General features: G+C 44.0%; 20 protein-coding genes and 1 tRNA gene. 13 read left to right on the forward strand and 8 right to left on the reverse strand.

Features of this window, described 5'->3' with window-relative positions; all coding sequences use genetic code 11:
- Positions 1–13: 13 nt before the first annotated feature.
- Positions 14–1,444 (reverse strand): Na+/H+ antiporter NhaC, encoded by a 1,431-nt coding sequence (gene nhaC / locus AC4MRV_RS11045; protein WP_491187399.1) that lies wholly within the window; start codon positions 1,442–1,444, stop codon positions 14–16.
- Between the two features lie 450 nt (positions 1,445–1,894).
- Here nhaC and asd point away from each other — a divergent pair, with 450 nt between their 5' ends.
- Positions 1,895–3,013 carry an aspartate-semialdehyde dehydrogenase gene (asd, locus tag AC4MRV_RS11050; RefSeq protein WP_491187400.1) on the forward strand — a complete coding sequence of 373 codons (1,119 nt, stop codon included), beginning with the start codon at positions 1,895–1,897 and terminating at the stop codon, positions 3,011–3,013.
- Between the two features lie 124 nt (positions 3,014–3,137).
- Here asd and AC4MRV_RS11055 read toward each other — a convergent pair whose 3' ends face one another.
- Both AC4MRV_RS11055 and AC4MRV_RS11060 read right to left on the reverse strand, forming a co-directional pair.
- On the reverse strand, positions 3,138–3,977 hold the full coding sequence (locus AC4MRV_RS11055) for an ion transporter (RefSeq protein WP_491187401.1): 840 nt from the start codon (positions 3,975–3,977) through the stop codon (positions 3,138–3,140).
- Positions 3,978–4,048: 71 nt separating this feature from the next.
- Positions 4,049–4,687: a YchE family NAAT transporter gene (locus AC4MRV_RS11060; RefSeq protein WP_491187402.1), complete on the reverse strand. Its 639-nt coding sequence runs from the start codon at positions 4,685–4,687 to the stop codon at positions 4,049–4,051.
- Between the two features lie 630 nt (positions 4,688–5,317).
- On the opposite strand from AC4MRV_RS11060, the gene adhE reads away from it, so the two are divergent.
- Positions 5,318–8,017 carry a bifunctional acetaldehyde-CoA/alcohol dehydrogenase gene (gene adhE, locus AC4MRV_RS11065; protein ID WP_491187403.1) on the forward strand — a complete coding sequence of 900 codons (2,700 nt, stop codon included), beginning with the start codon at positions 5,318–5,320 and terminating at the stop codon, positions 8,015–8,017.
- 410 nt (positions 8,018–8,427) lie between these two features.
- On the opposite strand, the gene minE is transcribed toward adhE, so the two are convergent.
- Genes minE through minC form a run of 3 tightly spaced genes read right to left on the reverse strand, consistent with a single transcriptional unit; the run spans position 8,428 to position 10,192 of the window.
- Positions 8,428–8,691, reverse strand: coding sequence for a cell division topological specificity factor MinE (gene minE, locus AC4MRV_RS11070; RefSeq protein WP_053440267.1), 264 nt, complete (start codon positions 8,689–8,691; stop codon positions 8,428–8,430).
- Between the two features lie 6 nt (positions 8,692–8,697).
- Positions 8,698–9,510: a septum site-determining protein MinD gene (gene minD, locus AC4MRV_RS11075; RefSeq protein ID WP_491187404.1), complete on the reverse strand. Its 813-nt coding sequence runs from the start codon at positions 9,508–9,510 to the stop codon at positions 8,698–8,700.
- A gap of 19 nt (positions 9,511–9,529) precedes the next feature.
- Complete coding sequence (gene minC / locus AC4MRV_RS11080) at positions 9,530–10,192, reverse strand: septum site-determining protein MinC (RefSeq protein WP_491187405.1); 663 nt, start codon at positions 10,190–10,192, stop codon at positions 9,530–9,532.
- A gap of 162 nt (positions 10,193–10,354) precedes the next feature.
- Here minC and AC4MRV_RS11085 point away from each other — a divergent pair, with 162 nt between their 5' ends.
- From AC4MRV_RS11085 to AC4MRV_RS11100, 4 genes are all read left to right on the forward strand, one after another.
- Positions 10,355–10,642, forward strand: a complete 288-nt coding sequence (locus tag AC4MRV_RS11085; RefSeq protein ID WP_491187406.1) for a YcgL domain-containing protein — start codon at positions 10,355–10,357, stop codon at positions 10,640–10,642.
- A 40-nt stretch (positions 10,643–10,682) separates the two neighbouring features.
- Entirely contained in the window at positions 10,683–11,654 is a 972-nt protein-coding gene (locus AC4MRV_RS11090) for a lytic murein transglycosylase (protein WP_491187407.1), read from the forward strand.
- Between the two features lie 45 nt (positions 11,655–11,699).
- Positions 11,700–12,647 carry a LysR family transcriptional regulator gene (locus tag AC4MRV_RS11095; protein ID WP_491187408.1) on the forward strand — a complete coding sequence of 316 codons (948 nt, stop codon included), beginning with the start codon at positions 11,700–11,702 and terminating at the stop codon, positions 12,645–12,647.
- 222 nt (positions 12,648–12,869) lie between these two features.
- Positions 12,870–14,069 carry a NupC/NupG family nucleoside CNT transporter gene (locus AC4MRV_RS11100; RefSeq protein WP_491187409.1) on the forward strand — a complete coding sequence of 400 codons (1,200 nt, stop codon included), beginning with the start codon at positions 12,870–12,872 and terminating at the stop codon, positions 14,067–14,069.
- An 83-nt stretch (positions 14,070–14,152) separates the two neighbouring features.
- Here AC4MRV_RS11100 and folD read toward each other — a convergent pair whose 3' ends face one another.
- Positions 14,153–15,013 carry a bifunctional methylenetetrahydrofolate dehydrogenase/methenyltetrahydrofolate cyclohydrolase FolD gene (gene folD, locus AC4MRV_RS11105; protein ID WP_491187410.1) on the reverse strand — a complete coding sequence of 287 codons (861 nt, stop codon included), beginning with the start codon at positions 15,011–15,013 and terminating at the stop codon, positions 14,153–14,155.
- A gap of 201 nt (positions 15,014–15,214) precedes the next feature.
- Here folD and AC4MRV_RS11110 point away from each other — a divergent pair.
- The 4 genes from AC4MRV_RS11110 (at position 15,215) to AC4MRV_RS11125 (ending at position 17,422) form a co-directional block, all read left to right on the forward strand.
- A tRNA-Arg gene (locus AC4MRV_RS11110) sits at positions 15,215–15,291 on the forward strand.
- A 128-nt stretch (positions 15,292–15,419) separates the two neighbouring features.
- On the forward strand, positions 15,420–16,046 hold the full coding sequence (locus AC4MRV_RS11115; protein ID WP_491187411.1) for an HAD-IB family phosphatase: 627 nt from the start codon (positions 15,420–15,422) through the stop codon (positions 16,044–16,046).
- 129 nt (positions 16,047–16,175) lie between these two features.
- Positions 16,176–16,655, forward strand: a complete 480-nt coding sequence (locus AC4MRV_RS11120) for an RDD family protein (RefSeq protein WP_491187412.1) — start codon at positions 16,176–16,178, stop codon at positions 16,653–16,655.
- Positions 16,656–16,813: 158 nt separating this feature from the next.
- Positions 16,814–17,422 (forward strand): DUF2913 family protein, encoded by a 609-nt coding sequence (locus AC4MRV_RS11125; RefSeq protein WP_491187413.1) that lies wholly within the window; start codon positions 16,814–16,816, stop codon positions 17,420–17,422.
- A gap of 51 nt (positions 17,423–17,473) precedes the next feature.
- On the opposite strand, the gene AC4MRV_RS11130 is transcribed toward AC4MRV_RS11125, so the two are convergent.
- The gene (locus AC4MRV_RS11130; protein ID WP_491187414.1) at positions 17,474–19,471 is read right to left on the reverse strand and encodes a methyl-accepting chemotaxis protein; all 1,998 of its coding nucleotides are present in this window, start codon (positions 19,469–19,471) and stop codon (positions 17,474–17,476) included.
- A 482-nt stretch (positions 19,472–19,953) separates the two neighbouring features.
- On the opposite strand from AC4MRV_RS11130, the gene AC4MRV_RS11135 reads away from it, so the two are divergent.
- The 3 genes from AC4MRV_RS11135 (at position 19,954) to AC4MRV_RS11145 (ending at position 23,752) form a co-directional block, all read left to right on the forward strand.
- A complete protein-coding gene (locus AC4MRV_RS11135; protein WP_491187415.1) occupies positions 19,954–21,423 on the forward strand; it encodes a protein adenylyltransferase SelO in 1,470 nt (489 codons plus the stop codon).
- 154 nt (positions 21,424–21,577) lie between these two features.
- Positions 21,578–22,300 carry a response regulator gene (locus AC4MRV_RS11140; RefSeq protein ID WP_491187416.1) on the forward strand — a complete coding sequence of 241 codons (723 nt, stop codon included), beginning with the start codon at positions 21,578–21,580 and terminating at the stop codon, positions 22,298–22,300.
- 3 nt (positions 22,301–22,303) lie between these two features.
- A complete protein-coding gene (locus AC4MRV_RS11145; RefSeq protein ID WP_491187417.1) occupies positions 22,304–23,752 on the forward strand; it encodes an ATP-binding protein in 1,449 nt (482 codons plus the stop codon).
- The last annotated feature ends 89 nt before the right edge of the window (positions 23,753–23,841 follow it).

The following is a 23,841-nucleotide window of genomic DNA, read 5'->3' on the forward strand; positions in this document are numbered from 1 at the left end:
TCCAAAGGAAAGATTAAGCTGTCTGTTTTTGGAACTCAGTCTCTTCTTCTACGGCAGGTGCTGTTGGTTCGCACTTGTCAACAAACCATCCCATGTACGATGTGATAATGGTGACGATAATACAAACAAAGCTTAGCCACATGAACGGTGCGTAAGAAAGCGTGGCTACGCCGAGTATACTTGCCATGTAAATGCCGTTGTCACTCCAAGGCACCATACCTGAAGTCAACGTACCACCAAACTCAGCGTTACGAGATAGATTCTTACGTTTGTAGCCTAAACGGTCATAGTTCTTCGCACAGATTTTTGGTGTCAGAATCAATGATACGTACATTGCTGAGCCAAATACGTTGCCCATAAATGCAGTACCAATAGTACTTGTCGCCAATGAGCCTGCACTTTGAACGCGGCGTTCGAATAGCTTAGCAATAGTTTCCAGAACGCCAACTTTATCCAGTAAGCCACCAAAACCTAGGCCAAATACGATAACGGCAACAGAACCGAGCATCGAAGACATACCGCCACGATTGAGAATAGAGTCAATAAATGCAACTCCAGATTCAATCTCAAACGGCGCCCATGCGGTGTTAAATGCTTGCAAGAAGTTTATATCTTGGATCATCACTGCCCAGATGATACCAAGCAACGAACCAAAGCTGATCACTGGGAATGAAGGCATACGCATTGCGAGCAGGCCTAACACAATGATAACCGGAACAAAAGAGTAAGGCGTAATGTAGAACTGTTGCTCCATGGCTTGGATAACAGATTGCACTTGAGACATGTCTACATTGCCCGCATAGTGGAAGCCGAAAGCAGTGAACATGATGCCTGTGATGATGTAGCTAATAAGGGCTACCGGCAGCATGCCTTTAATATGCTCTACCACCTCAACGTTAGACATCGAAGAAGCTAGGATGACTGAATCAGACAGTGGAGACATTTTGTCACCAAAGTAACAGCCAGACAGTACCGCACCAGCAGTAATTGGTGCTGGAACGCCTAGGCCCTGCCCGATACCCATCATTGCAATACCTGCGGTACCCGCAGCCCCCCAAGACGTACCAGTAGCAAGTGCCGTCAAGGAACAAATGATCATAGTCGCAAGAAGGAAAATAGAAGGGTGAATTGCTTTAAGACCATAGTAAATGATGGTTGGTACAATACCACCAGAAATCCAAGTACCTACTAATGCACCAACAGCAAGAAGAATGAGTACAGCACCAAGTCCATTAGAAATACCGTTTAGAGCCGCTTTTTCTAGTTCTTTGTATTGGTGGCCTAAGCGAATCCCCAACACCATAATGATGAACCAGCCAATATAAAGCGCAAGTTGAATTGGCAGATCTAATTGGGCAGTGAACGAAAATGCCATCAATAGAAATAGTCCGAGGGAGACAATAACCTGCATCAAGCTGGGCAGACGGGGGGTAAGTTGCGTCATACAGAGCCTCTTATAAGTGTTATGAGTTAGTACAAATAGCAACATGTTTGCTATTTGTCTTACGAGTGTTAACTCCTTTTAGGTATGAGGTGCACTTTACAGTAGCTAGAATAATATTTCGAGAAAATGTCCATCTATTGTGATTTGAGTCTGTGAAAGTTTATTTTGATGGTTAAATATATGGTTAAAGGTTAATTTTAATGATTTGTAATGTTTAGATTTGTGAATTTTGTGTAGCACGTGCTTTTTGGTTTTGTAGTAATTGGCGCTTGTTTTGGTTGTGAAAATAACAACAGAACAAAAACTCGGCAAAATGGCCCTTTTGGGCCGTGTTGAGCAAAGTGGAGACAAAAGTTACAGATTTGATGCATTTTTCGCTTGAGATTTTGCTGCGAAAATTGAATATTGGGGTATTCCCTTTTTTTGAGTTGATTACACGGAGAGTTGAGAATGAGAGTAGGTCTAGTTGGTTGGCGCGGCATGGTAGGTTCAGTACTAATGCAGCGAATGGTCGAAGAAAAAGATTTCGACTTGATTGAACCTGTTTATTACAGTACATCTCAAATCGGTATCCCAGCCCCTGTTCTTGGTGGTAAAGATGCGGGCTTATTGCAAGACGCTTTTGATATTGAAAGTTTGAAGCAGCTTGATGCGGTTATCACTTGTCAAGGTGGTAGCTACACAGAGAAAGTATACCCAGCACTTCGTCAAGCGGGCTGGAAAGGTTACTGGATTGATGCGGCTTCTACTTTGCGTATGGCGCAAGACTCTATTATCACCCTAGACCCAGTAAACTTGACGCAGATTCAGCAAGGCATTCACGGTGGCACTAACACCTTTGTTGGTGGTAACTGTACCGTTAGTTTGATGCTAATGGGCTTAGGTGGCCTGTTTGAGAAAGGTCTGGTTGAGTGGACAAGTGCAATGACATATCAAGCAGCATCAGGTGCTGGTGCACAGAATATGCGCGAACTTATTTCTCAAATGGGTGTTATCAATGATTCTGTTAGTTCTGAACTGGCTAACCCATCAAGCTCTATTCTTGATATCGATAAGAAAGTGGCAGACACCATGCGTTCTCCATCTTTCCCTACAGACAAGTTCGGTGTTCCGCTAGCGGGTTCATTGATCCCTTGGATTGATGTGAAGCGTGAGAATGGCCAAAGTAAAGAAGAGTGGAAAGCGGGCGTTGAAGCAAACAAGATCTTAGGTTTCCAAGATGCTCCAGTGCCAATTGACGGTACGTGTGTTCGTATCGGTGCAATGCGTTGTCACTCTCAAGCTTTGACGATCAAGTTGAAGCAAAATGTGCCAATGGATGAAATCGAAGAGATGATCGCTACTCACAATGATTGGGTAAAAGTGATTCCAAACGATCGTGATATTACTGCGCAAGAGCTAACGCCAGCGAAAGTTACGGGTACATTATCTATCCCAGTAGGTCGTCTACGTAAGATGGCGATGGGGGATGACTTCCTAAATGCGTTCACTGTGGGTGACCAACTACTTTGGGGTGCAGCTGAGCCACTTCGTCGTACACTGCGTATTATTCTTGCTGAGAAAGCTTAATTCAGAGCCTCTTTAATTGAAAAAGGGTTGATATGAAAGTATCAACCCTTATTCTTTCTCGCTTCTCGCTTCTCGCTTCTCGCTTCTCGCTTCTCGCTTCTCGCTTCTCGCTTCTCGCTTCTCGCTATTCGTCTACTACAACGCGTTTATCAGGATCGGCCAGTTCGCTACCACAGTGCTTACAATACATGGCATCAGAATCATGCCCCGAGCGGTTGCAGTTTGGGCATTTCACTAACTCCTTATGTGCATTCATCTCATTACTTAACTCGGCGGTGATAATCCCTGTTGGGACCGCGAGGATGGAATAACCAAGCAGCATAGTGAGTGAGGCAATGGCCTTACCTAAATGAGTTTGCGGAACCATATCGCCATAACCGACGGTCGTGATTGTTACGATAGCCCAGTAAATGCTTTTGGGGATACTGGTAAAGCCATTGTTAGGCCCTTCAATAACGAAAATCAACGCGCCAAAGATAGTCACCAAAATGCCAACGGTGCTAAAGAAGATCAGTATCTTTCTGCGTGCCATAAGGAGAGAGCGCAAAAGAATATTGGAGTCTTGTAAATAGCGGACCAGTTTCAAAATACGGAAAATGCGCATTACTCGGAGTAATCGAATGACACCCATAAATGATGCGCCGGGGAAGAAGAGTGCTAAATATGTTGGCAAGATAGCGAGCAAGTCGACGACGCCATAGAAGCTGGTGGCATAAGAGCGAGGCTTCGGAGAGCAATAGAGCCTTAGTAAATACTCGACGGTAAAAAGGGCGGTGAAGCTGTACTCGATGTAGCGCAGCTCTTGAGACCATTCAGACATCACATTCGGTAATGACTCTAAAATAAGTACGAGTAGTGAGGCGATGATCGCGATGATAAGCGCAATATCGAATGCTCGGCCAGCAGGTGTGTGCGTACCGAATATAATGACATAAAGGTGATGTCTGAATGAATTACGAGGCATGTGTAAGAGCGACCTATGAAACAGTCGCTCTATAATACCTAGATATTTGAAATCAGGCTAATCGAATGGGTTTACGCAAGGCCAGGAAACAAGTTACGCAGTCCATTGGCAATAAATTCAATTCCGAGTGCGCCCAGAATCAAACCCATGATACGAGTGATCACGTTGATTCCGGTTTGGCCAAGGAAGCGGACGATCAGTGGTGCAGAGCGGAATAACAGCCACGTGCACAGCGCAAACAACACTATCGTGAAAATAATGCCCACGGTGTCAAACATACTTGGGTAACGAGAGCCGTAGACTATCGTAGAACTGATCGCACCTGGGCCAGCCATTAAAGGCATCGCCAGCGGTACAACACCAATTTGCTCTCGGCTGACGTATTCTGATTTCTCTTGTTTATTTTGCTTATCTTCACCCAACTTACCACTCATCATTGAGAAAGCGATGCTCAAAAGTAGCAAACCGCCAGCCACGCGAAACGAATCGAGAGAGATACTGAACATATCCAATAACATCTGGCCTGCGAGTAGTGAGACGACAAGAATGATAGCGACAGCTACGTTCGCCGTTACGGCGGTCTTGTGCTTTTCTTCCTGAGTCATATGGCCGGTCAGTGACACGAAAACAGGCATGATGCCCACAGGGTTGACGGCAGCGACTAAGCCGAGAAAAAACTGCAGAAAAATAGCGATTTCGAAGGTTTGCATTGAAGGATGTCCACAGCAAAGTTAACAACAAGATTAGTACACGCGGAATATAGTCTAAAATCTGTTCGCCAACGAATGAAAAAAACTAACCTGTAAATCATTCCATTACTGAGAAAATCTAATTATTGAAGAAATCGTAAATATAAATGACATACTTTGTTACGTAGAATTCGTTATGCAATGAGGTTGTTTGACACAAACGTTAACATCTGCACATTTTCGATAAAAAATAAGTCGGTATGTAGAGAGAAATGCAGCTTTGGATATACTCTCAGTAGCACAAGGTTAGTGGATCACATGAAAGTTTGTGGCCAAAAAATGAAACTTTTTTACAAGATATTGTTGTTTTTCCATTTAATGCAACTGAACGCTGATATTTTGAACAATTATCTTTTGTGATCTAAATCTTTATATTTCATGTGTTTACGTGTTTTTTTGAGATTTGAGTACCACTAAGTAGGTAAATAGTTTTTCAGAACTGATCTGGGTCAATTTTTTTCATAACCTGAAATAATATACTCAGCCCTGAAAGCAATTTACTAAGAAGCCTGCTTACTTAGATGACGAAAATAGTCGAACAGTAGTCTTACTAAAAAGTTTTTAATATTTGTTAATTTTAGGAGAATCCCTATGCCTGTTACTAATATGGCTGAACTAGATGCAATGATTGCTCGCGTTAAGAAAGCGCAAGAAGAGTTCGCTACTTACTCTCAAGAGCAAGTAGACAAAATCTTCCGCGCTGCGTCTCTTGCAGCTAACCAAGCTCGTATCCCGCTAGCTCAACAAGCGGTTGAAGAATCTGGTATGGGTATTGTTGAAGATAAAGTAATCAAGAACCACTTCGCTTCTGAGTTTATCTACAATAAATACAAAGACGAACAAACGTGTGGCATCCTAGAAGAGGATGACAACCTAGGTACTATGACTATCGCAGAGCCAGTAGGTATCATCTGTGGTATCGTACCAACAACTAACCCTACTTCTACTGCAATCTTCAAATCTCTAATCTCTCTGAAGACTCGTAACGGTATCATTTTCTCACCACACCCACGTGCGAAAAATTCTACTAACGACGCAGCTAAACTTGTTCTAGATGCAGCAGTAGCAGCAGGTGCTCCAAAAGACATCATCGGTTGGATTGACCAGCCATCTGTAGAGCTTTCTAACGCTCTAATGAAGCACGATGACATCGCTCTTATCCTTGCAACTGGTGGTCCAGGCATGGTTAAAGCAGCTTACTCTTCTGGTAAGCCAGCAATCGGTGTAGGTGCAGGTAACGTTCCTGTAGTTATCGATGAAACAGCTGACATCAAACGTGCTGTAGCTTCTATCCTTATGTCTAAGACTTTCGATAACGGCGTAGTATGTGCTTCTGAGCAAGCAGCTATCGTAGTTAGCGAAGTATACGACGAAGTAAAAGAGCGTTTCGCTTCTCACAAAGCTCACGTTCTATCTAAAGCTGACGCTGACAAAGTACGTAAAGTACTTCTTATCGACGGTAACCTAAACGCGAAAATCGTAGGTCAACCTGCTCCAGCAATCGCTGAAATGGCTGGTGTTAAAGTTCCTGCAGACACTAAAGTGCTTGTTGGTGAAGGTCTAGGTAAAGTTTCTTACGATGACGAATTCGCTCACGAGAAACTATCTCCAACTCTAGGTCTATTCCGTGCTGACAACTTCGAAGACGCAGTTGCTCAAGCGGTAACTATGGTTGAAATCGGTGGTATCGGTCACACATCTGGTCTTTACACTAACCAAGACGTTAACGCAGACCGCATCCGTTACTTCGGTGACAAGATGAAGACTGCACGTATCCTTGTAAACATCCCAACTACTCACGGTGGTATCGGTGACCTTTACAACTTCAACGTAGCACCTTCTCTAACTCTAGGTTGTGGTTCATGGGGTGGTAACTCTATCTCTGAGAACGTAGGTCCTAAGCACCTTATCAACAAGAAAACTGTAGCGAAGCGAGCTGAAAACATGTTGTGGCACAAACTACCTAAGTCTATCTACTTCCGTCGTGGTAGCCTTCCAATCGCAATGAGCGACCTAGAAGGTAAGAAACGCGCATTCCTAGTAACTGACCGTTTCCTATTCAACAACGGTTACGCTGATGAAGTAGTTAAACTGCTTAAAGAGCAAGGCATCGAAGTTCAAACATTCTTCGACGTAGAAGCGGATCCAACACTATCTGTTGTTGAGAAAGGTGCAGAAGCAATGAAGAGCTTCCAACCTGACGTAATCCTAGCTCTAGGTGGTGGTTCACCAATGGATGCTGCGAAGATCATGTGGGTTATGTACGAGCACCCAGAAACTCACTTCGAAGAACTAGCAATGCGCTTTATGGACATCCGTAAACGTATCTACAAGTTCCCTAAAATGGGTAAGAAAGCTGAGCTTGTATGTATCACTACAACTTCAGGTACTGGTTCAGAAGTTACTCCATTCGCGGTTGTTACTGACGACAAGACTGGTGCTAAGTACCCACTAGCTGACTACGAAATCACGCCAAACATGGCTATCGTTGATGCTAACCTAGTTATGAACATGCCTAAGTCTCTAACAGCATTCGGTGGTTACGATGCAGTAACTCACGCTCTAGAAGCTTACGTATCTGTTCTTGCTAACGAATACTCTGATGGTCAAGCTCTACAAGCACTTAAGATGCTAAAAGAGTACCTACCATCAAGCTACGCGAACGGTGCAAACGACCCAATCGCTCGTGAGAAAGTACACAACGCAGCAACTATCGCTGGTGTAGCATTCGCGAACGCATTCCTAGGTGTTTGTCACTCTATGGCGCACAAGATTGGTGCTGAGTTCCACCTACCACACGGTCTGGCGAACGCACTACTAATCTCTAACGTTGTACGCTACAACGCGAACGATAACCCAACTAAGCAAACTGCGTTCTCTCAATACGACCGTCCACAAGCACGTCGTCGTTACGCTGAAGTTGCTGACCACCTAGGCCTAAGCCAAGAAGGTGACCGTACTGCTCAGAAGATTGAACGTCTACTAGCATGGTTGGACGAGCTGAAAGGCGACCTAGACATCCCAATGTCTATCCAAGCTGCAGGTGTTTCTGAAGCTGACTTCGTAGCGAAACTAGACGAACTAGCTGTTGAAGCGTTCGATGACCAGTGTACAGGTGCTAACCCACGTTACCCTCTAATCACTGAGCTGAAAGAAGTTCTACTAGCTTCTTACTACGGTAAAGCATTCGTTGAAGGTGAAACTTTCGAAGGTACTACGGTAATCAAGAAGAAAGCAGACCAAGAAGCAGCGAAAGCGCCTAAAGCTAAGAAAGCAAAAGCTGACGCATAAGTAAGCCGTTAGTTATGAGATAAGTTTTCGCTAGCACGACACTTATCTATCGGGAAAAGATAAAGCCCCAGTCGAATGACTGGGGCTTTTTTTGTTCGATAGCTTCAGTAGTGTCTCTCTTGTCACTATCATTGACGGGTGAGTACGTGTGTAGCAAATCTGCAAGTGGTAACTTGGCCGCGTACCCAAGTGCGCTGGTGTTTTATCGCTAGTGTAGGGGCTTTGTTACACAATGATTTCAGGAGTTATTTATTGCCCATAGAAGCCAGAGCTAGAAGTATACTGGAGATACAGTAGAACAGCGGTTGTTAAGTTAAATACGTTTACAGCTGACGTTGATGATGGTGATTAAACCAATAAATAAAAAAGGCCGATGTAGTCACATCGGCCTTTATGGTTATGTTATCTAACTATTTTTCGTCTTCTGGTAGCTTAACGTTTAATTCAAGAACAGAGATGTCATCATCTTTGTGTTCAAAAGAGAGATCAACCATCGAAGGATCAATGGCGACATACTTACTGATCACTTTAAGAATATCTTCTTTAAGCTGCGGTAAGTATGAAGGTGCTGGATCGCCCTGGCTTCGACGCTCTGCAACGATAATTTGCAGGCGTTCTTTGGCTAAGTTTGCAGAGTTCTTTTTCTGCGGGCGGAAAAACTCAAGTAATGACATGCCGATTTAGCCTCCGAATAGACGTTTAAAGATTCCTTTCTTCTGTTCGGTCAGGAAGCGGAAATCCACTTGCTGACCCAGCAGTCGCTCTACCGCATCATCGTAAGCCATTCCCGCATCTGATTGCTCGTCGAAGATAACTGGAACGCCTTTGTTAGACGCATTTAGAACGGCTTGGCTCTCTGGAATAACTCCTAGCAAACCAATGTGCAGAATCTCCTCTACATCTTCAACACTGAGCATTTCACCTTGAGTGACACGCGCAGGGTTATAACGTGTAAGCAGAAGATGTTGCTTCACTGGTTCTAAACCTTCTTCGGCACGGCGAGACTTAGAGTCAAGAATACCGAGAATGCGATCAGAATCGCGTACAGAAGAAACTTCAGGGTTTGTTGTTACGATAGCTTCATCTGCAAAGTATAGTGCCATTAGTGCACCTTGCTCGATGCCCGCTGGTGAATCACAGATAACGAAATCGAACCCCATTTCGTCGAGTTCATCTAGAACACGGCGCACACCTTCTTTGGTCAGTGCGTCTTTATCACGTGTTTGAGAAGCAGGAAGAATGAATAAATTCTCGGTACGCTTATCTTTAATCATCGCTTGGTTTAGTGTTGCTTCACCATTAATGACATTGACGAAGTCGTAGACTACTCGACGCTCGCAACCCATGATTAAGTCGAGGTTACGTAGACCAATATCAAAATCGATAACTGCTGTTTTTTTACCTTTCATCGCTAAACCTGAAGCGATAGCAGCGCTTGATGTAGTTTTACCTACACCGCCCTTGCCTGACGTTACAACAATAATGCGTGCCATTATGTGTTCCTTATAAATCTTAAATTGTTAATAACTCGAATTGTAGCGAGTCATCATCCAAACTAAACATAACTTTTTGTTGCCAGTATTCTTCCGAAAATTGTTCGGTTAACCAGTAATGACCCGCGATAGACATGAGTTCAGCGTTGAGCTTATTGCAGATGATTACCGCATCTTTGTTACCACTTGCACCTGCAATGGCACGACCACGTAGGGTTCCATGAATATGAATAGAACCATCTGCAATGACCTCAGCACCTTCGCTGACATGATTAAGTACCACTAAGTCACAATCTTTAGCATAAATTTGCTGGCCTGAACGCACTGGAGAGCGAACTATTTTCGTTGGCGCAAGCTTAGCTGGTGCCTGACTAGGAGACTTGCTCGCCGACATGATGGCAAATGAAGCCTCACTGGCTAAATTTTGCGTGCGTTTGTCTTTACAGCCAGCAACACCGACGGGAATCATTCCCGCAGCAGAAACTCCGTGCTTCAATGCATGAAAGTCTATATCACCATCCACCTTTGCAATGTTGATGACAACAGGGGCATTGGCAAAAAAGGCGGGAGCCTGTTCGACTTTATCATTGAGAAATTTGACCGTTTTTTCCACGTTATTGTCACTAAGGTGCAAAACGGACAATGTGAAACTACTGCCTTTTAGGTCTGGTGAATGTGACATCTTTTACTTACAACCTCGTAAGGGCGTTGCCTGAGACTAGGGTTGTCATGTTATATTCCCACAATAAGCACAGCAAGTTATCTTGCGCTCAATTGAGTGTTTTGCTCTCAAAAATAACGAAACATTGACGTTCATTGAATAGAAACGGACAAAAGGCTTCCCATGCTTTGTGCAATTTACAAAAGTTCTAAAAAAGAAGGCGCTTACCTCTACATTCCGAAGAAGGACGATTTTTCACAAGTTCCTGACACATTGATGCAGATGTTTGGCAAACCTATTATGGTAATGGTCATCAAATTGGATGGCCGACAATTGGCCTCGGTAGATATTGAGAAGGTGAAAAAGTCACTTGATGAAGAAGGCTTCTTCCTCCAACTTCCACCTCCACCGAAAAACTTGTTAGATGAATACAAAGAGCAGAAGAAAGCTCGCCAGCAGTCCGAAGAATAATAAGACACGGACTTGCGATACTTTGCTCAAGGAGGGCAATGTGAAAAAATTATTGTCAGTCGTACTAGGTGCAACCATTGCAAGTTCTGTTTGGGCAAATGAACAGAGCTTTGAGCAATACGTTGATGGGTTGAAACAAGAGGCGAGAGATAAGGGCATCTCAGAACAGGTTATCTCGGCCGCTTTTGCTGATGTGACATACAAGCCACGCGCGGTAAAAGCGGATCGCAATCAGCCTGAGAAAAAGCTAACTCTTGATGAATACATTCCTCGCGCTGTGCCTGATTGGAAAGTAAAGCAAGCTAAAGAGCTGTATGACAAGCACTATGATGAGCTTTCTCGTATTGGGGAAGAATATGGTGTCCAGCCACGGTTCATTGTCGCTCTTTGGGGCGTAGAGAGTAATTTCGGCCGCTTTACTGGTAATTACAGCGTTATTGATGCGCTTTCCACCATGGCATATGACGGGCGTCGTGAAGCGTTCTTCCGCAAAGAAGCAATGGCGGCGCTGCAGATTCTTGAAGAAGGCCATATTCCAGTTGAAGATTTTAAAGGATCATGGGCTGGGGCGATGGGGCAGTGTCAGTTTATGCCAAGTTCCTTCTTGTCTTTTGCCGCGGATGGAAACGGTGATGGCAAAAAGGACATATGGACCAGTGAAGCCGATGTATTTGCGTCTGCCGCCAACTACCTAAGTCAATCGGGATGGGGTGATAAATACACTTGGGGTCGCCAAGTTAAACTCCCTAACGGTTTTGATACGAGTATCCAAGGTCGCAGTGAAGAGAAAGGGAAGTATCTTCAGGATTGGAGCAAGCTAGGCGTGACTCGTTACGATGGTCGTCCATTGCCAAAACTTGATGAAGACATTAAGGCTTGGTTGATCGCCCCGGATGATGCGAATGGGCGAGTTTACTTGGTATACAATAACTACAATGTATTGATGAAGTGGAACCGCTCTTACTACTTCGCTCTGGCGGTAAGCCATTTGGCCGACAGAATCGTACTATGATTTGTTAAAGGAGCTCTGCGGAGCTCTTTTTTGTTAGGAGTTTCCGTGTTATCTGATCGCGCTTCTCAAATGGTGGTCTTTGCCACTTTACTTACTCACAAAAACTTTACTGCTGCTGCACGCAATTTAGGAGTGTCGGTTTCTCATGTGAGTAAGCAACTAGCACAACTTGAGGAATCGTTAGGGGTTAAGTTAGTCCAGAGGACAACTCGTACATTTACGCCGACAGAAGCAGGCGAACATTATTTTCACCATTGCCAAAAGCTAGTTCAAACTATTGAAGAAGCGCAGAGGGAAATCGAAAGCCAGCGCGATGAAGTGGCCGGGCTAATTAAGATTGGGCTTTCCCAATCTTTCGGCACTTTGCACATTTTACCTGCTATCGATGAACTACGAGTACGTTATCCTAACCTGCAAGTAGAAATGCATTTGTTTGACTATCGAGTTGATATGTTGCAAGAGGGGCTAGACCTATGGATCACCAACAATGAAACTCTGCCTGAAGGCTATGTGGCTCAGCGACTCGCTGACAGTAAGTTTGTGGTTGCCGCGTCTCCAGATTACTTAGTGAAACACAGCACACCTCTTCATCCTAATGACCTGGCGCAGCATAACTGTCTTATTTATCGGAGTTGGGAGCGTGATTACACAAGTTGGGCGTTTTCTAGACCGCATGAGCAGTTAAACGTAAAAGTTTCGGGTAATTACTCTGTGGATTTGGCGGAAGCGGTGCGAGACGCAGCCGTCGCTGGGTGGGGGATCGCCTATTTGGCGACATATCTTATTCGTGATGAATTTAAAACTGGGAAGCTCATTCAGCTCTTGCCAGACTGGCAACCGAGCCAAGATATGCCCTTTTATGCGGTGTATCCAAGTCGACGATATCTGCCTATTAAGACAGCTGCCGTGATTGATTTTATTAAGCAGAAAATTGGTTCACCTTGTCACTGGGACAGACGGTTAGCGCCACACTTACGTGGATTTAAATTGTAAATGTGAGTCGCCAAATTGTTTCTATTCTTACAAACATCTTTTCCTGATGGAAAAGATGCGAAAGAGCAAACGTTTATATTTAATCAAAACAAACAGTTATTAGAGTGATGGTTAATTGTACTAACGAAAGTACACTCCATTAACAACTGTGATTTGCATCTCGTTTTTATCTGAATATTATCCGACGCCATTCTTGTTCCCCCCATTTTGTCGGATCTTCTTATGAACTCAATCCTAGGTATTGTGGCCATTCTGTTTTTAGCTTGGCTACTTTCTACAAACAGAAAAAGTATCAATGTAAAAACGGTATCGTTAGCATTTGCATTGCAGATCTCTTTTGCGCTTTTGGTTCTCTACGTACCAGCGGGTAAAGATGTCCTGAACAGTGTCACTGGCGCTGTCTCAAACCTTATCAATTATGGTCAGGAGGGTATTGCTTTCCTTTTCGGTGGGTTAGCAACGGGCGGCTTTACGTTCGCTATTAACGTGCTTGGTATCATCATTTTCTTCTCTGCGCTGATTTCAGGCCTTTACCATATTGGTGTTATGCCAAAGGTGATTAATTTGATTGGTGGGGGGCTCCAGAAGCTACTTGGTATTGGCCGAGCGGAATCGCTTTCTGCTACAGCGAACATTTTTGTCGGCATGATTGAAGCGCCTTTGGTTGTAAAACCATACCTAAAGCACATGACTGATTCTCAATTTTTTGCTGTTATGGTGGGTGGTCTTGCATCCGTAGCTGGTGGCACATTGGTGGGCTACGCGTCATTAGGTGTGGACCTGAATTTCCTAATTGCGGCTGCGTTTATGTCTGCCCCTGCTGGTTTGCTGATGGCGAAAATCATGGTGCCAGAAACAGAAGCTATTGATGCTGAGACTGAACTCGACAATGTTGAAATGCCACGTGCCACCAACGTAGTTGAAGCTATGGCGGATGGGGCGATGTCTGGTTTGCGCATCGCAGTGGCTGTGGGTGCAACACTATTAGCGTTTGTTAGTGTGATTGCGATGCTAAACGGTATGCTAGGTTGGCTAGGCAGCTTAATGGGTACAGAGCTTAGCTTTGAACTTATTCTAGGGTATCTGTTTGCGCCTGTTGCATGGTTGCTCGGTATTCCTTGGTCTGAAGCGATTACTGCAGGTTCACTGATCGGTAACAAGATTGTTGTGAACGAATTTGTCGCATTTATCCAGTTAACAGAAGTGAAAGCGCAGCTAAGTGCGCACTCTCAAGCAATCGTGACGTTTGCACTGTGCGGTTTTGCTAACATCTCTACCATGGCAATGTTGATTGGTGGTTTAGGTAGCGTGGTACCAGAGAAGCGCCCATTCATTTCGAAATTTGGTTTCCGCGCAATTGCCGCAGGTGTCATGGCGAACTTAATGAGCGCATCAATTGCAGGTGTCATTCTAAGCCTGTAATCACTCCAACTCGCTCAAAAACAAAAGGGTTGATGTTATTGAACATCAACCCTTTCTATTTCTCTGAGGTGGTGTTTAAAGCTCTACTTTTTAGTGTGGAACTGTTCACACGCTAGCATGGTATTTTCAATAAGACTAGCAACGGTCATTGGACCAACACCGCCTGGTACTGGAGTAATAAAGCTCGCATTTTCTCTTGCTTTATCGTATTCAACATCGCCAACTAGTTTGCCTGATTCTAGACGGTTGATGCCAACATCGACCACCACGGCTCCTTTCTTGACCCAATCGCCAGGAATAAAGTTAGGTTTGCCAACGGCGACCACGACGACATCAGCTTGACGGACGTGCCCTTCAAGATCTTTGGTAAAGCGGTGACAAGTTGTCGTTGTGCAGCCTGCTAAAAGCAGTTCTAGTGTCATTGGTCGACCAACAATATTTGATGCTCCAACAACAACCGCATGCTTTCCTCGTAGCTCAATATTGTAACGGTCTAGTAGGGTAATAATCCCTTTCGGCGTACAAGAGCGTAACTTAGGGATGCGTTGTGCTAAACGTCCAACATTATAAGGATGGAAGCCATCTACGTCTTTCTCTGGATGAATGCGTTCCAACACGTGAGTAGCATCAATGCCTGCTGGAAGAGGTAGTTGAACTAGAATACCATCAATTTCAGCATCAACATTTAACTCATCAATAAGGGCTAGGAGTTCTTCTTCCGAAGAGGTTGCCGGAAGGTCGAATGACTTAGAGACAAATCCAACTTCTTCACAAGCGCGGCGTTTACTGCCCACGTACACTTGAGATGCTGGGTCTTCACCAACCAGTACTACTGCCAGACCAGGTGCACGCAGGCCGGCTTCTACGCGAGCCTTAACTCGAGCAGCAACTTCTGATCGAACAGTTTGGGAAATAAGCGTTCCATCGATATTTTGAGCAGTCATGACTTTCCTTCAATTAGAATGGCGAATAATTTGCAGCGCATTGTCGCAAATTATTTGATGAACATCTATAAGCAAACGTTTGCTTCGTGGTAATTTTAATCAATTGATGTGTTGGTGTCCTTTTTTTGTTCATTCAGATCATATTGTTACGAAAAGCCCTTGTTTTAAGAAATCGAACTCGTATAATCCTTTCCCTGTAGCGCGCCCTTAGCTCAGCTGGATAGAGCACGTCCCTTCTAAGGATGTGGTCATAGGTTCGAATCCTATAGGGCGTGCCATTTATTTAAAGACCCCGATAACTCCTCGAGTTGTCGGGGTTTTTGCGTTTTAGGTTGTGGCGTCTTTAGTGGTATATAGGTAATTTGGTGAATCTTGTTTGGATTTTAGGCATGGAAGGCTGCGGCAGATGAAGAATTTAGCCCTATTTGATTTTGACGGAACAATAACGACAGAAGATACATTTACAAAATTTCTGTTCTATTCGACGCCTAAACTTAGGTTATATCTAGGGTTGCTTATCGTATGGCCTGTCATTTTGTTGTACAAAGTTGGCTGGCTGCCGGCTTGCCGAACCCGACCTATTTTATCCTTTGTCGCTTTTTGGCGACGAGATGTTCAAATCGTAGAACAGCTTGCTCAGCAATTCTCTTCCACCTATTTGCCGACAGTGATAAGAGAAGTCGCTCAAAGGCGCTTGGAGCTGCATAAACAGTGTGGTGACGACATATATTTAGTGTCAGCAGGACTCAATCTCTATTTACAGTTTTGGTGCCAATCGCAAGGCATCGAGCTGGTATGCAGTACGTTAGAGCAAAAACAAGGACGTTTTACTGGGCGTTATCAAAATGGGGATTGTAGCCACGAGCATAAAGTGCGCTTGCTGACTCGTCGAGTAGATACGTCATCATACGTAAAAATCTATGCATATGGGGATACGCTTGAGGATTTACCAATGCTTCGACTTGCTCATGACGCTTATCTAGACTGGCGACCACTAAAGGAAATAGACGGCCATTCAATAAAGGCTTCTTAACTTCGCAAATAGTTTCCATAGCTTTCATTCCTATGTCGTATTTGTCGAATCGTTACAATAAAAGACTTAATTTGGTTCATTGTTCCGTCAAAATGCTCTGAGACGATTGATTGTAAGGTATGAAGTATTATGGAACAGCAACACGTTAGCGTAGAGTATCAAACGCAATTAGCAGGTCGAGGAGCACGATTGGTAGCCTCTCTGATCGACTCTTTGATTTTGGCTATTTTTATTCTCCCTTTAATGTATTTCACAGGGGGCTTTAGCGGTTTGATGCAAAGCCCACCAGTAGAGCCAAGTTTGGGATATTTGTTGGTTATAGGATTTGTTAATTTTGTATTGTTTGGAGCGATCAACCGAACACTTCTACGTGACAAGGGGCAAACGATAGGTAAGAAGGTGATGAAAATTCGCATTCAAGGCCTTGATGGTAAGACGCCTCGTCTTACTGAGTTGCTTTTCAAGCGTTACGCCTATTACTTCTTAATTGGCTATGTACCTGTCGTGGGTGGTTTTATTAGCATTCTTGGAGTCTTGTTCATTTTTGGCAAAAGCAGGCGATGTGTGCACGATTTTATTGCTTCGACTCAAGTTGTTCGCGCGACATAGGCTATTAGTCTGACTCAATAAAAAGCAGCGTTTACTAACGCTGCTTTTATGTTTGTGCTTTGTTTCTGTACATACGCAACGGTTTTCGGTAGCATGTCGCTCCTTCTTTGAACTCCGATTCAATCAGGTTAGTTTCCAGTTCTTTGTATTTAGGCACCATGCGCAGTATTCATACCAAAATCAAACCCGAATTTGAGCCTTTGTTGTCAGAGTTAGCATTACACGCTCTGCTACATTTGCATACCAATTATTCGGGCAAGCTTTTGGGATACAAATCGCGCAGTGATATCAATGACATCATTTCCCACTGGCTGAACAAAGCATCGAACAGTAAAAAATATAAGCCTTTCAAGAAAAAAATACGTTCTCTTGTTACTCATGCACGCTCACAGCGCCTTGATATGGAATCTATGCTTGAGAACTTATTACCACCTCAAGGTGGGGATGAACTGCCTCATTTGGATAGTTTCTTGCTGCTTATCAATATGCTTGAGAAAGAGCTAAATACCACGGTGCTGGTTTCAAGTCCTGAGTCTGTTGATCTTAAGTTCAATCCCAAGGGATGTTTGCTCTGTGTCCTGTCGCAAGATCTCAATGCACACTTTAGTGAACGAAATCGTCTTGTCGCCGATATTTCGATGCTGTTTCGTGGCACTAACGGAGAAAAGCACGCATTTCTACGAACTATTTACTCCTCTTCAATCTTTGAACATAAAGTTGAATTTGAAGATGGGGAGTTTATTAGAGTTTCTCTATTGCTACGTTGATCTTGTAGACAAAGGGTAGCGATTAACTACCCTTGATATGATTTTGTAGGCTTATGCTAGCTTAAACTTTTGTAGCTGCTGGCTCACTTGCTCTACCTCCAGCCTGTAGCTACTTACTATATTGTCCATGTTGCTCGCTAACTCTCCAGTATGTAGCGCAATTTCCGCTAGTACATCGACATCTTTATCAACATCTTCACTGGCTTTCGATTGCTCGATAGTCGAGTTTGCTATGCTGGTAATATGTTCGTTGACCGTCTCAATTAAGTGCTCAAGCTCCGAAATACTGTCATTCACCCCGGAAACAGATTCAAAGGTAGAGTCCGTGGCTTCTCTGCTCTTATTCATGTTGCTTACAGCGGTTTGAGTATTATTCGTGATATTACTTAGCAGTTGGGAGATGTGCTCTGTCGCTTCTTTACTGCGCTGTGCAAGGTCGCGAACTTCAGAAGACACTACCGCAAAGCCTCTCCCGTGTTCGCCAGCGCGAGCAGCTTCGATCGCTGCGTTGAGAGCAAGTAGGTTAGTTTGCTCGGAAATACCGTTAATGGTGTCGACGATTTTGCTCACACTCAATGCGTCTTGTTCGAGTTTTTCCATGCATGTTTGTGTCTGTTCTATTTGCGATACTAACGCTTCCACTATTTTATAGGAATGTTGACTTTGCGACTGACAGTTAAGAACTTTGTTTGTCATTTGCTCGGTCTCTTGCAACGCGCGTTCAGATGAGGAGGCTATTTCCAGGCTGGATTGAGAAAGCTCGGTCATTGCGGTTGCGATGTTGTTACACTTATCATTCGTCGCCTTACTACTTTCACCTAAATCACCAGCTCCTTTTACGATGTGTTCTAAACGTTCATTACTGTGATCGTTGGTATCTCTGATATTAGAGAGTAGATCGTTGATGCTTGTTGTCAGCCCATTCACACTCTGAGAAATATGGCTCAATTCGTTGTTGCCCTCTGACGGTAACTGAATGCTCAAGTTTTTATCTGATGACATGGTCGCTAGGCTACCTGTTACTGAACGAACTTGCTTCCTTAAACTACCTACTGACACATAAACACCGACAATGAGGATGAAGCTGATAGCAATAGCTGCGGCTATCATGGTGCTCATGTTAAAGGTTGCTTTATTTGCTTGTTGCTGAGAACTATTAAGCATTTGATCTTTAAGAGTATTTCTAATTCCGTTTATCAACTTGATTCTATCTGTGGCCATTGCAAACCAAGCACTCGGTTCAGGGCCTTCTAAACTGCCTAAGCTGTTTTTCTGCTCCAAGAACTTATTCTGGACTGCTTCTACATTCAGCCACGTTTGGCTTCTTTTAGCCTGATTTAGCTGTTCAAGTAGCTGATTGGGTAGGGAGATGTTTGCTTGTCGCTGTGCATAGCCACCAGAAGCGAGGTAATCTTGGATCGCAATGTATTGTCCAATTGAGGAGTGCTTTCTGGAAAAAGCGCCATTAAGCGCTCCTCGTACTTGGCCTGCGCGCTCTTTCATCTCCATGATAGCGATTAAGCTTTTACTTAAGTTGGAGACTTCCGCATTGGAAAGTTTTCCACTCACTAATGAGGCGTTATCAATCGAAAGTTGATTCAAATTCGAATAGTAGGCGAATGGTGAACGTGAAGGTTTGAGTTGATCAACGCTTTGACGAACTTCTGCTAGGCTTCGTAGCTCGTTCTCTATATCTGAACTGAGTTGATTTAACCAGTTTTGGGGTAGAGTGTCCGAGCTAAAAGATCGGAATTGTTGTATGTGGTGATCGGTATTCTTTCGATGATTCGATAATGCCTCTACCTGTTTTGGGTTTCCTTTACTTCCGAGCACGCCTGCGCTTAGTCCGCGTTCTACTGCAAGGTTATGAGCGAGGTTGTCGTAGAGTAAAATGAGCTCAGTGGCAGATTGGTCTCTACGCGCTTCATCAAGGGTCGATTTGTAGTTTAGAACTAATTCGACGGCCAATGTAAGCGATATTAAGATTGGTACACCAGCAAGTACAAGCACTAAGCGATTAAGGCTAAACCTTTGAATTAAAGCGTTCATACGCTCTCCTAGCGTGGTTATTATTATTTATAAGGAAATTATAAGACGCCAGAAAAAATATGGATAAACCCATAGCTCTATTTGAGGGATAACTAATACATACTTACTAGATATGTGATCATGGTCATATGGGGTAATTTTTCTGCTGAGGAGGTGTCACAAAAAGTTCATCTAATTCAATATTGAGGTTTTTCTAATAATTCATCATATTGTAATGACTATGTAACAAATTAAGGAGTGCCTATGCAGCATCAAGAAATGATACAACCTACCCAGCTTGGCGTGATTAGCCGAACTTGTTTATTCTCCTTTGCCGCTATTTTGTTTGTCTTTGTTTTTATCTAAACCCTAACTGAACTAAGCCTTATTAAGTTTGTGGTTACTCACTTCTTCTTCACTTATTAGGGCGGTTCACTGGCTCTTCTCGATACTGTTGTGATATTTTTGCTGTATCTGCTTATTGTTAAAGAGTTGTATGCCGAATGCCTCTGCTTATCCCCAATTTTTCCAATCGATATGCTGACTTACCGAATGCCTTTTACTCCTTGGTGGATCCTAAACCATTGGAAAACAGCCATTGGATAGCATGGAATAGCGTATTGGCCGAGCAACTTGGGCTACCTGAAAATCAGCCAAGTGGTGATCTGAAATATTTTCTTTCGGGAGAAGGTGACTATCAGACAACCCCCGTGTTAGCGATGAAATATGCTGGGCATCAATTTGGAGTATACAATCCTGATCTGGGAGATGGTCGCGGCTTATTGCTTGGTGAAGTGACGTCGCTAACAGGGCAAGTGTTCGATATTCACCTTAAAGGCGCGGGACTCACTCCCTATTCACGTATGGGAGATGGCAGGGCGGTATTACGTTCGACGATTCGTGAATATCTTTGTAGTGAAGCGATGGCAGGATTGGGTATCCCCACCACTCGCGCTTTAGGGATGTTGACCAGTGACACCCCAGTTTATCGAGAGAAAGTGGAAAGTGGCGCTTTGTTGCTGCGTGTTGCTGAAAGCCACATCCGATTTGGTCACTTTGAGCACCTTTTCTACACCAATCAATTAAGTGAGCTGAAACTGCTGGCTGATAAAGTGATCGAGTGGTATTGGCCAACATGCTTAGATAGCGAATCTCCTTATGCTGCGATGTTTGCAACCATAGTCGAAAAAACAGCGCACATGATTGCACATTGGCAGGCGTATGGCTTTGCACATGGTGTGATGAATACCGACAATATGTCCATTTTGGGTCAGACGTTCGATTATGGACCCTACGGTTTCTTAGATGACTATGAACCGGGTTATATCTGCAACCATTCTGATTACCAAGGTCGATATGCCTTTGATCAACAACCTAGAATTGGTTTATGGAATCTGTCTGCTTTGGCCCATGCGTTGTCTCCACTTGTGGACAAAAATGAGCTTGAACAGGCGCTAAGCCAGTTTGAAGTAACCCTAGGCAGAGAATTTAGCCGACTGATGCGAGCAAAGCTTGGCCTGCATTGCAAGCTCGAACAAGATAGTCAGCTATTCAATGCTATGTTTGAGCTTCTGCATCAAAATAGAGTCGATTACACTCGTTTTATGCGTGAACTCTCTAACCTTGATACTCAATCAATTCAAAATGTCTCAGACTTGTTTATAGATAGAGATGCCGCGAAAGCGTGGCTTGAACTCTACCTTGCTCGTTGTGAATGTGAAATAGATGAAGCGGGGCAAGCTATCTCATCGAAAACACGTTGTGAAAAAATGCGTCAGGTAAATCCCAAGTACATACTTAGAAATTACTTGGCTCAAATCGCCATTGATAAAGCTGAGCAAGGCGACTTTAGTGAAGTAGAAGCGATCGCAGAGTTGTTAAAATATCCATTTGATGAGCAACCAAATAAAGATGCTTATGCGAATCTGCCTCCAGAATGGGGGAAAAAGATGGAAATTAGTTGCTCCTCGTAAAGAACTGAATGGCTGATAAAATTATTCTTATAAATGTAACGAAGTTGTGACCCTCGTCTGCTCTTTGTTCAAATTATGCAAATTAATCAATCAGCAGATGGGATGCATCTCTCTACACTAATAGCCAAGCATCATTGGTAATGAATTAGGGTTTATGAGCGCTAAAATACTTGTTGTAGATGACGATCAAGAGATTCGAGAACTGTTAGATGAATATCTAACTAAGTCGGGCTACCTTGTAGACACGGTCGCAGATGGCGAGCAGCTTAAGCTATACCTAGAGCAAACTGGTTATCCAGAACTGGTTTTGTTAGATGTAATGCTACCAGGCGATGATGGCTTTACCTTATGTCAGTATATTCGTCGAGAGTCTAGTGTTCCGATCATCATGCTCACTGCGGTATCGGATGAAACGGATCAAATCATCGGCTTAGAAATTGGCGCTGATGATTACATCGCCAAGCCTTTTAACCCGAGGCAGCTTGTTGCGCGCATCAAAGCCGTGTTGCGTCGGGTGCAATTGAGTGACGACAAACCAGCGGATGCGCTCCCTAAACATATCACCTTTGGTGATTGGCGACTTGATACCCTCGCACATAAGATCATCCACCTTGAAAATGGCCAAGAGCATGATTTATCTGGCAGTGATTTCGCGCTTTTGATGCTGTTTTTAACTCGCCCAAATGAGGTCTTAGACAGGGACACGATTTCATTTGCGACTCGTGGTAGAGAAGCGCTGCCGTTCGAGCGCGGAATTGATGTTCAACTGAGTCGGTTAAGGAATCGTTTAGGCGATAGCGGAAAATATCCTCAGTACATAAAAACTATGCGTGGTAATGGCTACATTCTTGCTGTTCCCGTGACGACAGAGCACTAAGTTATGCTCTCATTACTTCGAGTAATCAAACCCAATTCGCTGGTAACCAGAACGTTGGGGCTCGCGTTACTTGCCGTGGTTTTAGCTCAGGGTATTGCTACCGCTATTTGGTACAGTGAGTCAAAGCAGAAGGAATTGGCGGGCATTCAAGATGCGTCGCAAAGCATGGCCAATATGTTTGCCTCCACCGTGACCTTTTTCCAATCCCTTCCAGTGCGTTACCGACACATCGTTTTGGACCAAATTCGTAATATGGGCGGGACGCGTTTTTTCGTCTCGTTTAATAAAGAAAAGCTGGTTGTTGAGCCGATTGAAGAGACTCAGCTAAAACAAGCTTCCATACGAGCGGTAGAATCTGTATTGAATCAGAAGCTGACCAAGGTCGACTCTATCTCAGTAGACTTCTCTCACCCAGATAACCTTCGTTTGTTAAAAAATGATATTTACTTGCACGATCTACCTAAATCTTGGGCGCACCATACGTTAACTTTGTCACCGATTGACCCTCCAATATTGGTGGTTCAAATTGAATTGAGCAGCCATGAATGGGTCTACATTGCGGCGCTCTTGCCCGCCCCTTATGTAACCTTAGATGACACGGTGATTGCCCGAGAGCAAATACTGTTTTTGATTCTCTCAACGACTCTCCTGTTGGGCTTGACCTACTTACTGATGCGCCGCCAAGTCAAACCGCTCAAGCGGCTAGCGAAAGCGGCGAATGAAATGAGTATGGATATCGATCAGCCTCCGCTTGCTGAAGAAGGGGCAAGTGAATTGGTCACAGCGACCCGGGCTTTTAATCGTATGCAGCAACGTATACGGCGTTATGTCTCGGATAGAGAGCATCTGTTTTCATCCATTTCTCATGATCTAAAAACCCCGATAACCCGTCTTCGCTTACGTGCTGAGCTTCTGGAAAGTGACACTAAGCGCAGCAAATTCAACAAAGATCTCGATGAACTGGAAATGATGGTCAAGGGAGCGCTGCAATGCGTGAGAGACACTGACTTACACGAGAACAACGCCTTTATTGATCTCAATGAGATGATCGTCTCTGTTATCGAGCCGATGAACCACAAATCACAAGTTGTCGAGTTTGAGCCTGCGAAGATGGAGCCAATTGTGGCCAAACCGTTAGCGATTAAAAGGGTGTTAACTAACGTACTCGATAATGCGGTCAAATACGGTGACAAAGCGAATGTTGTCATCGATGTTTCGGATGAGTGGATCACCGTAACGGTAGATGACGTGGGCCCCGGTATTCCAGAAAACAAACAAGAGCAGGTGTTTGAGCCCTACTTTAGGTTGGCTGACGATGACCAAGGGCATGGTTTAGGGCTTGGAATCTGCCGCAACATTCTCCATGGACATGGTGGAGATCTCATTATTAGCAATCTTCCTCATGGCGGTCTTCGCGCTCAACTCTTTATCCCGCCTAGCTTAGAAGTCTAATGTAACTTTCTTGTTACATTGGCTTTACGCTTTGTTTCAATCTAAAAATTCTATTTGGATAGACTTCGTATTGTTCAAGCACGAAGTGA

It is taken from the genome of Vibrio sp. (assembly GCF_984391705.1).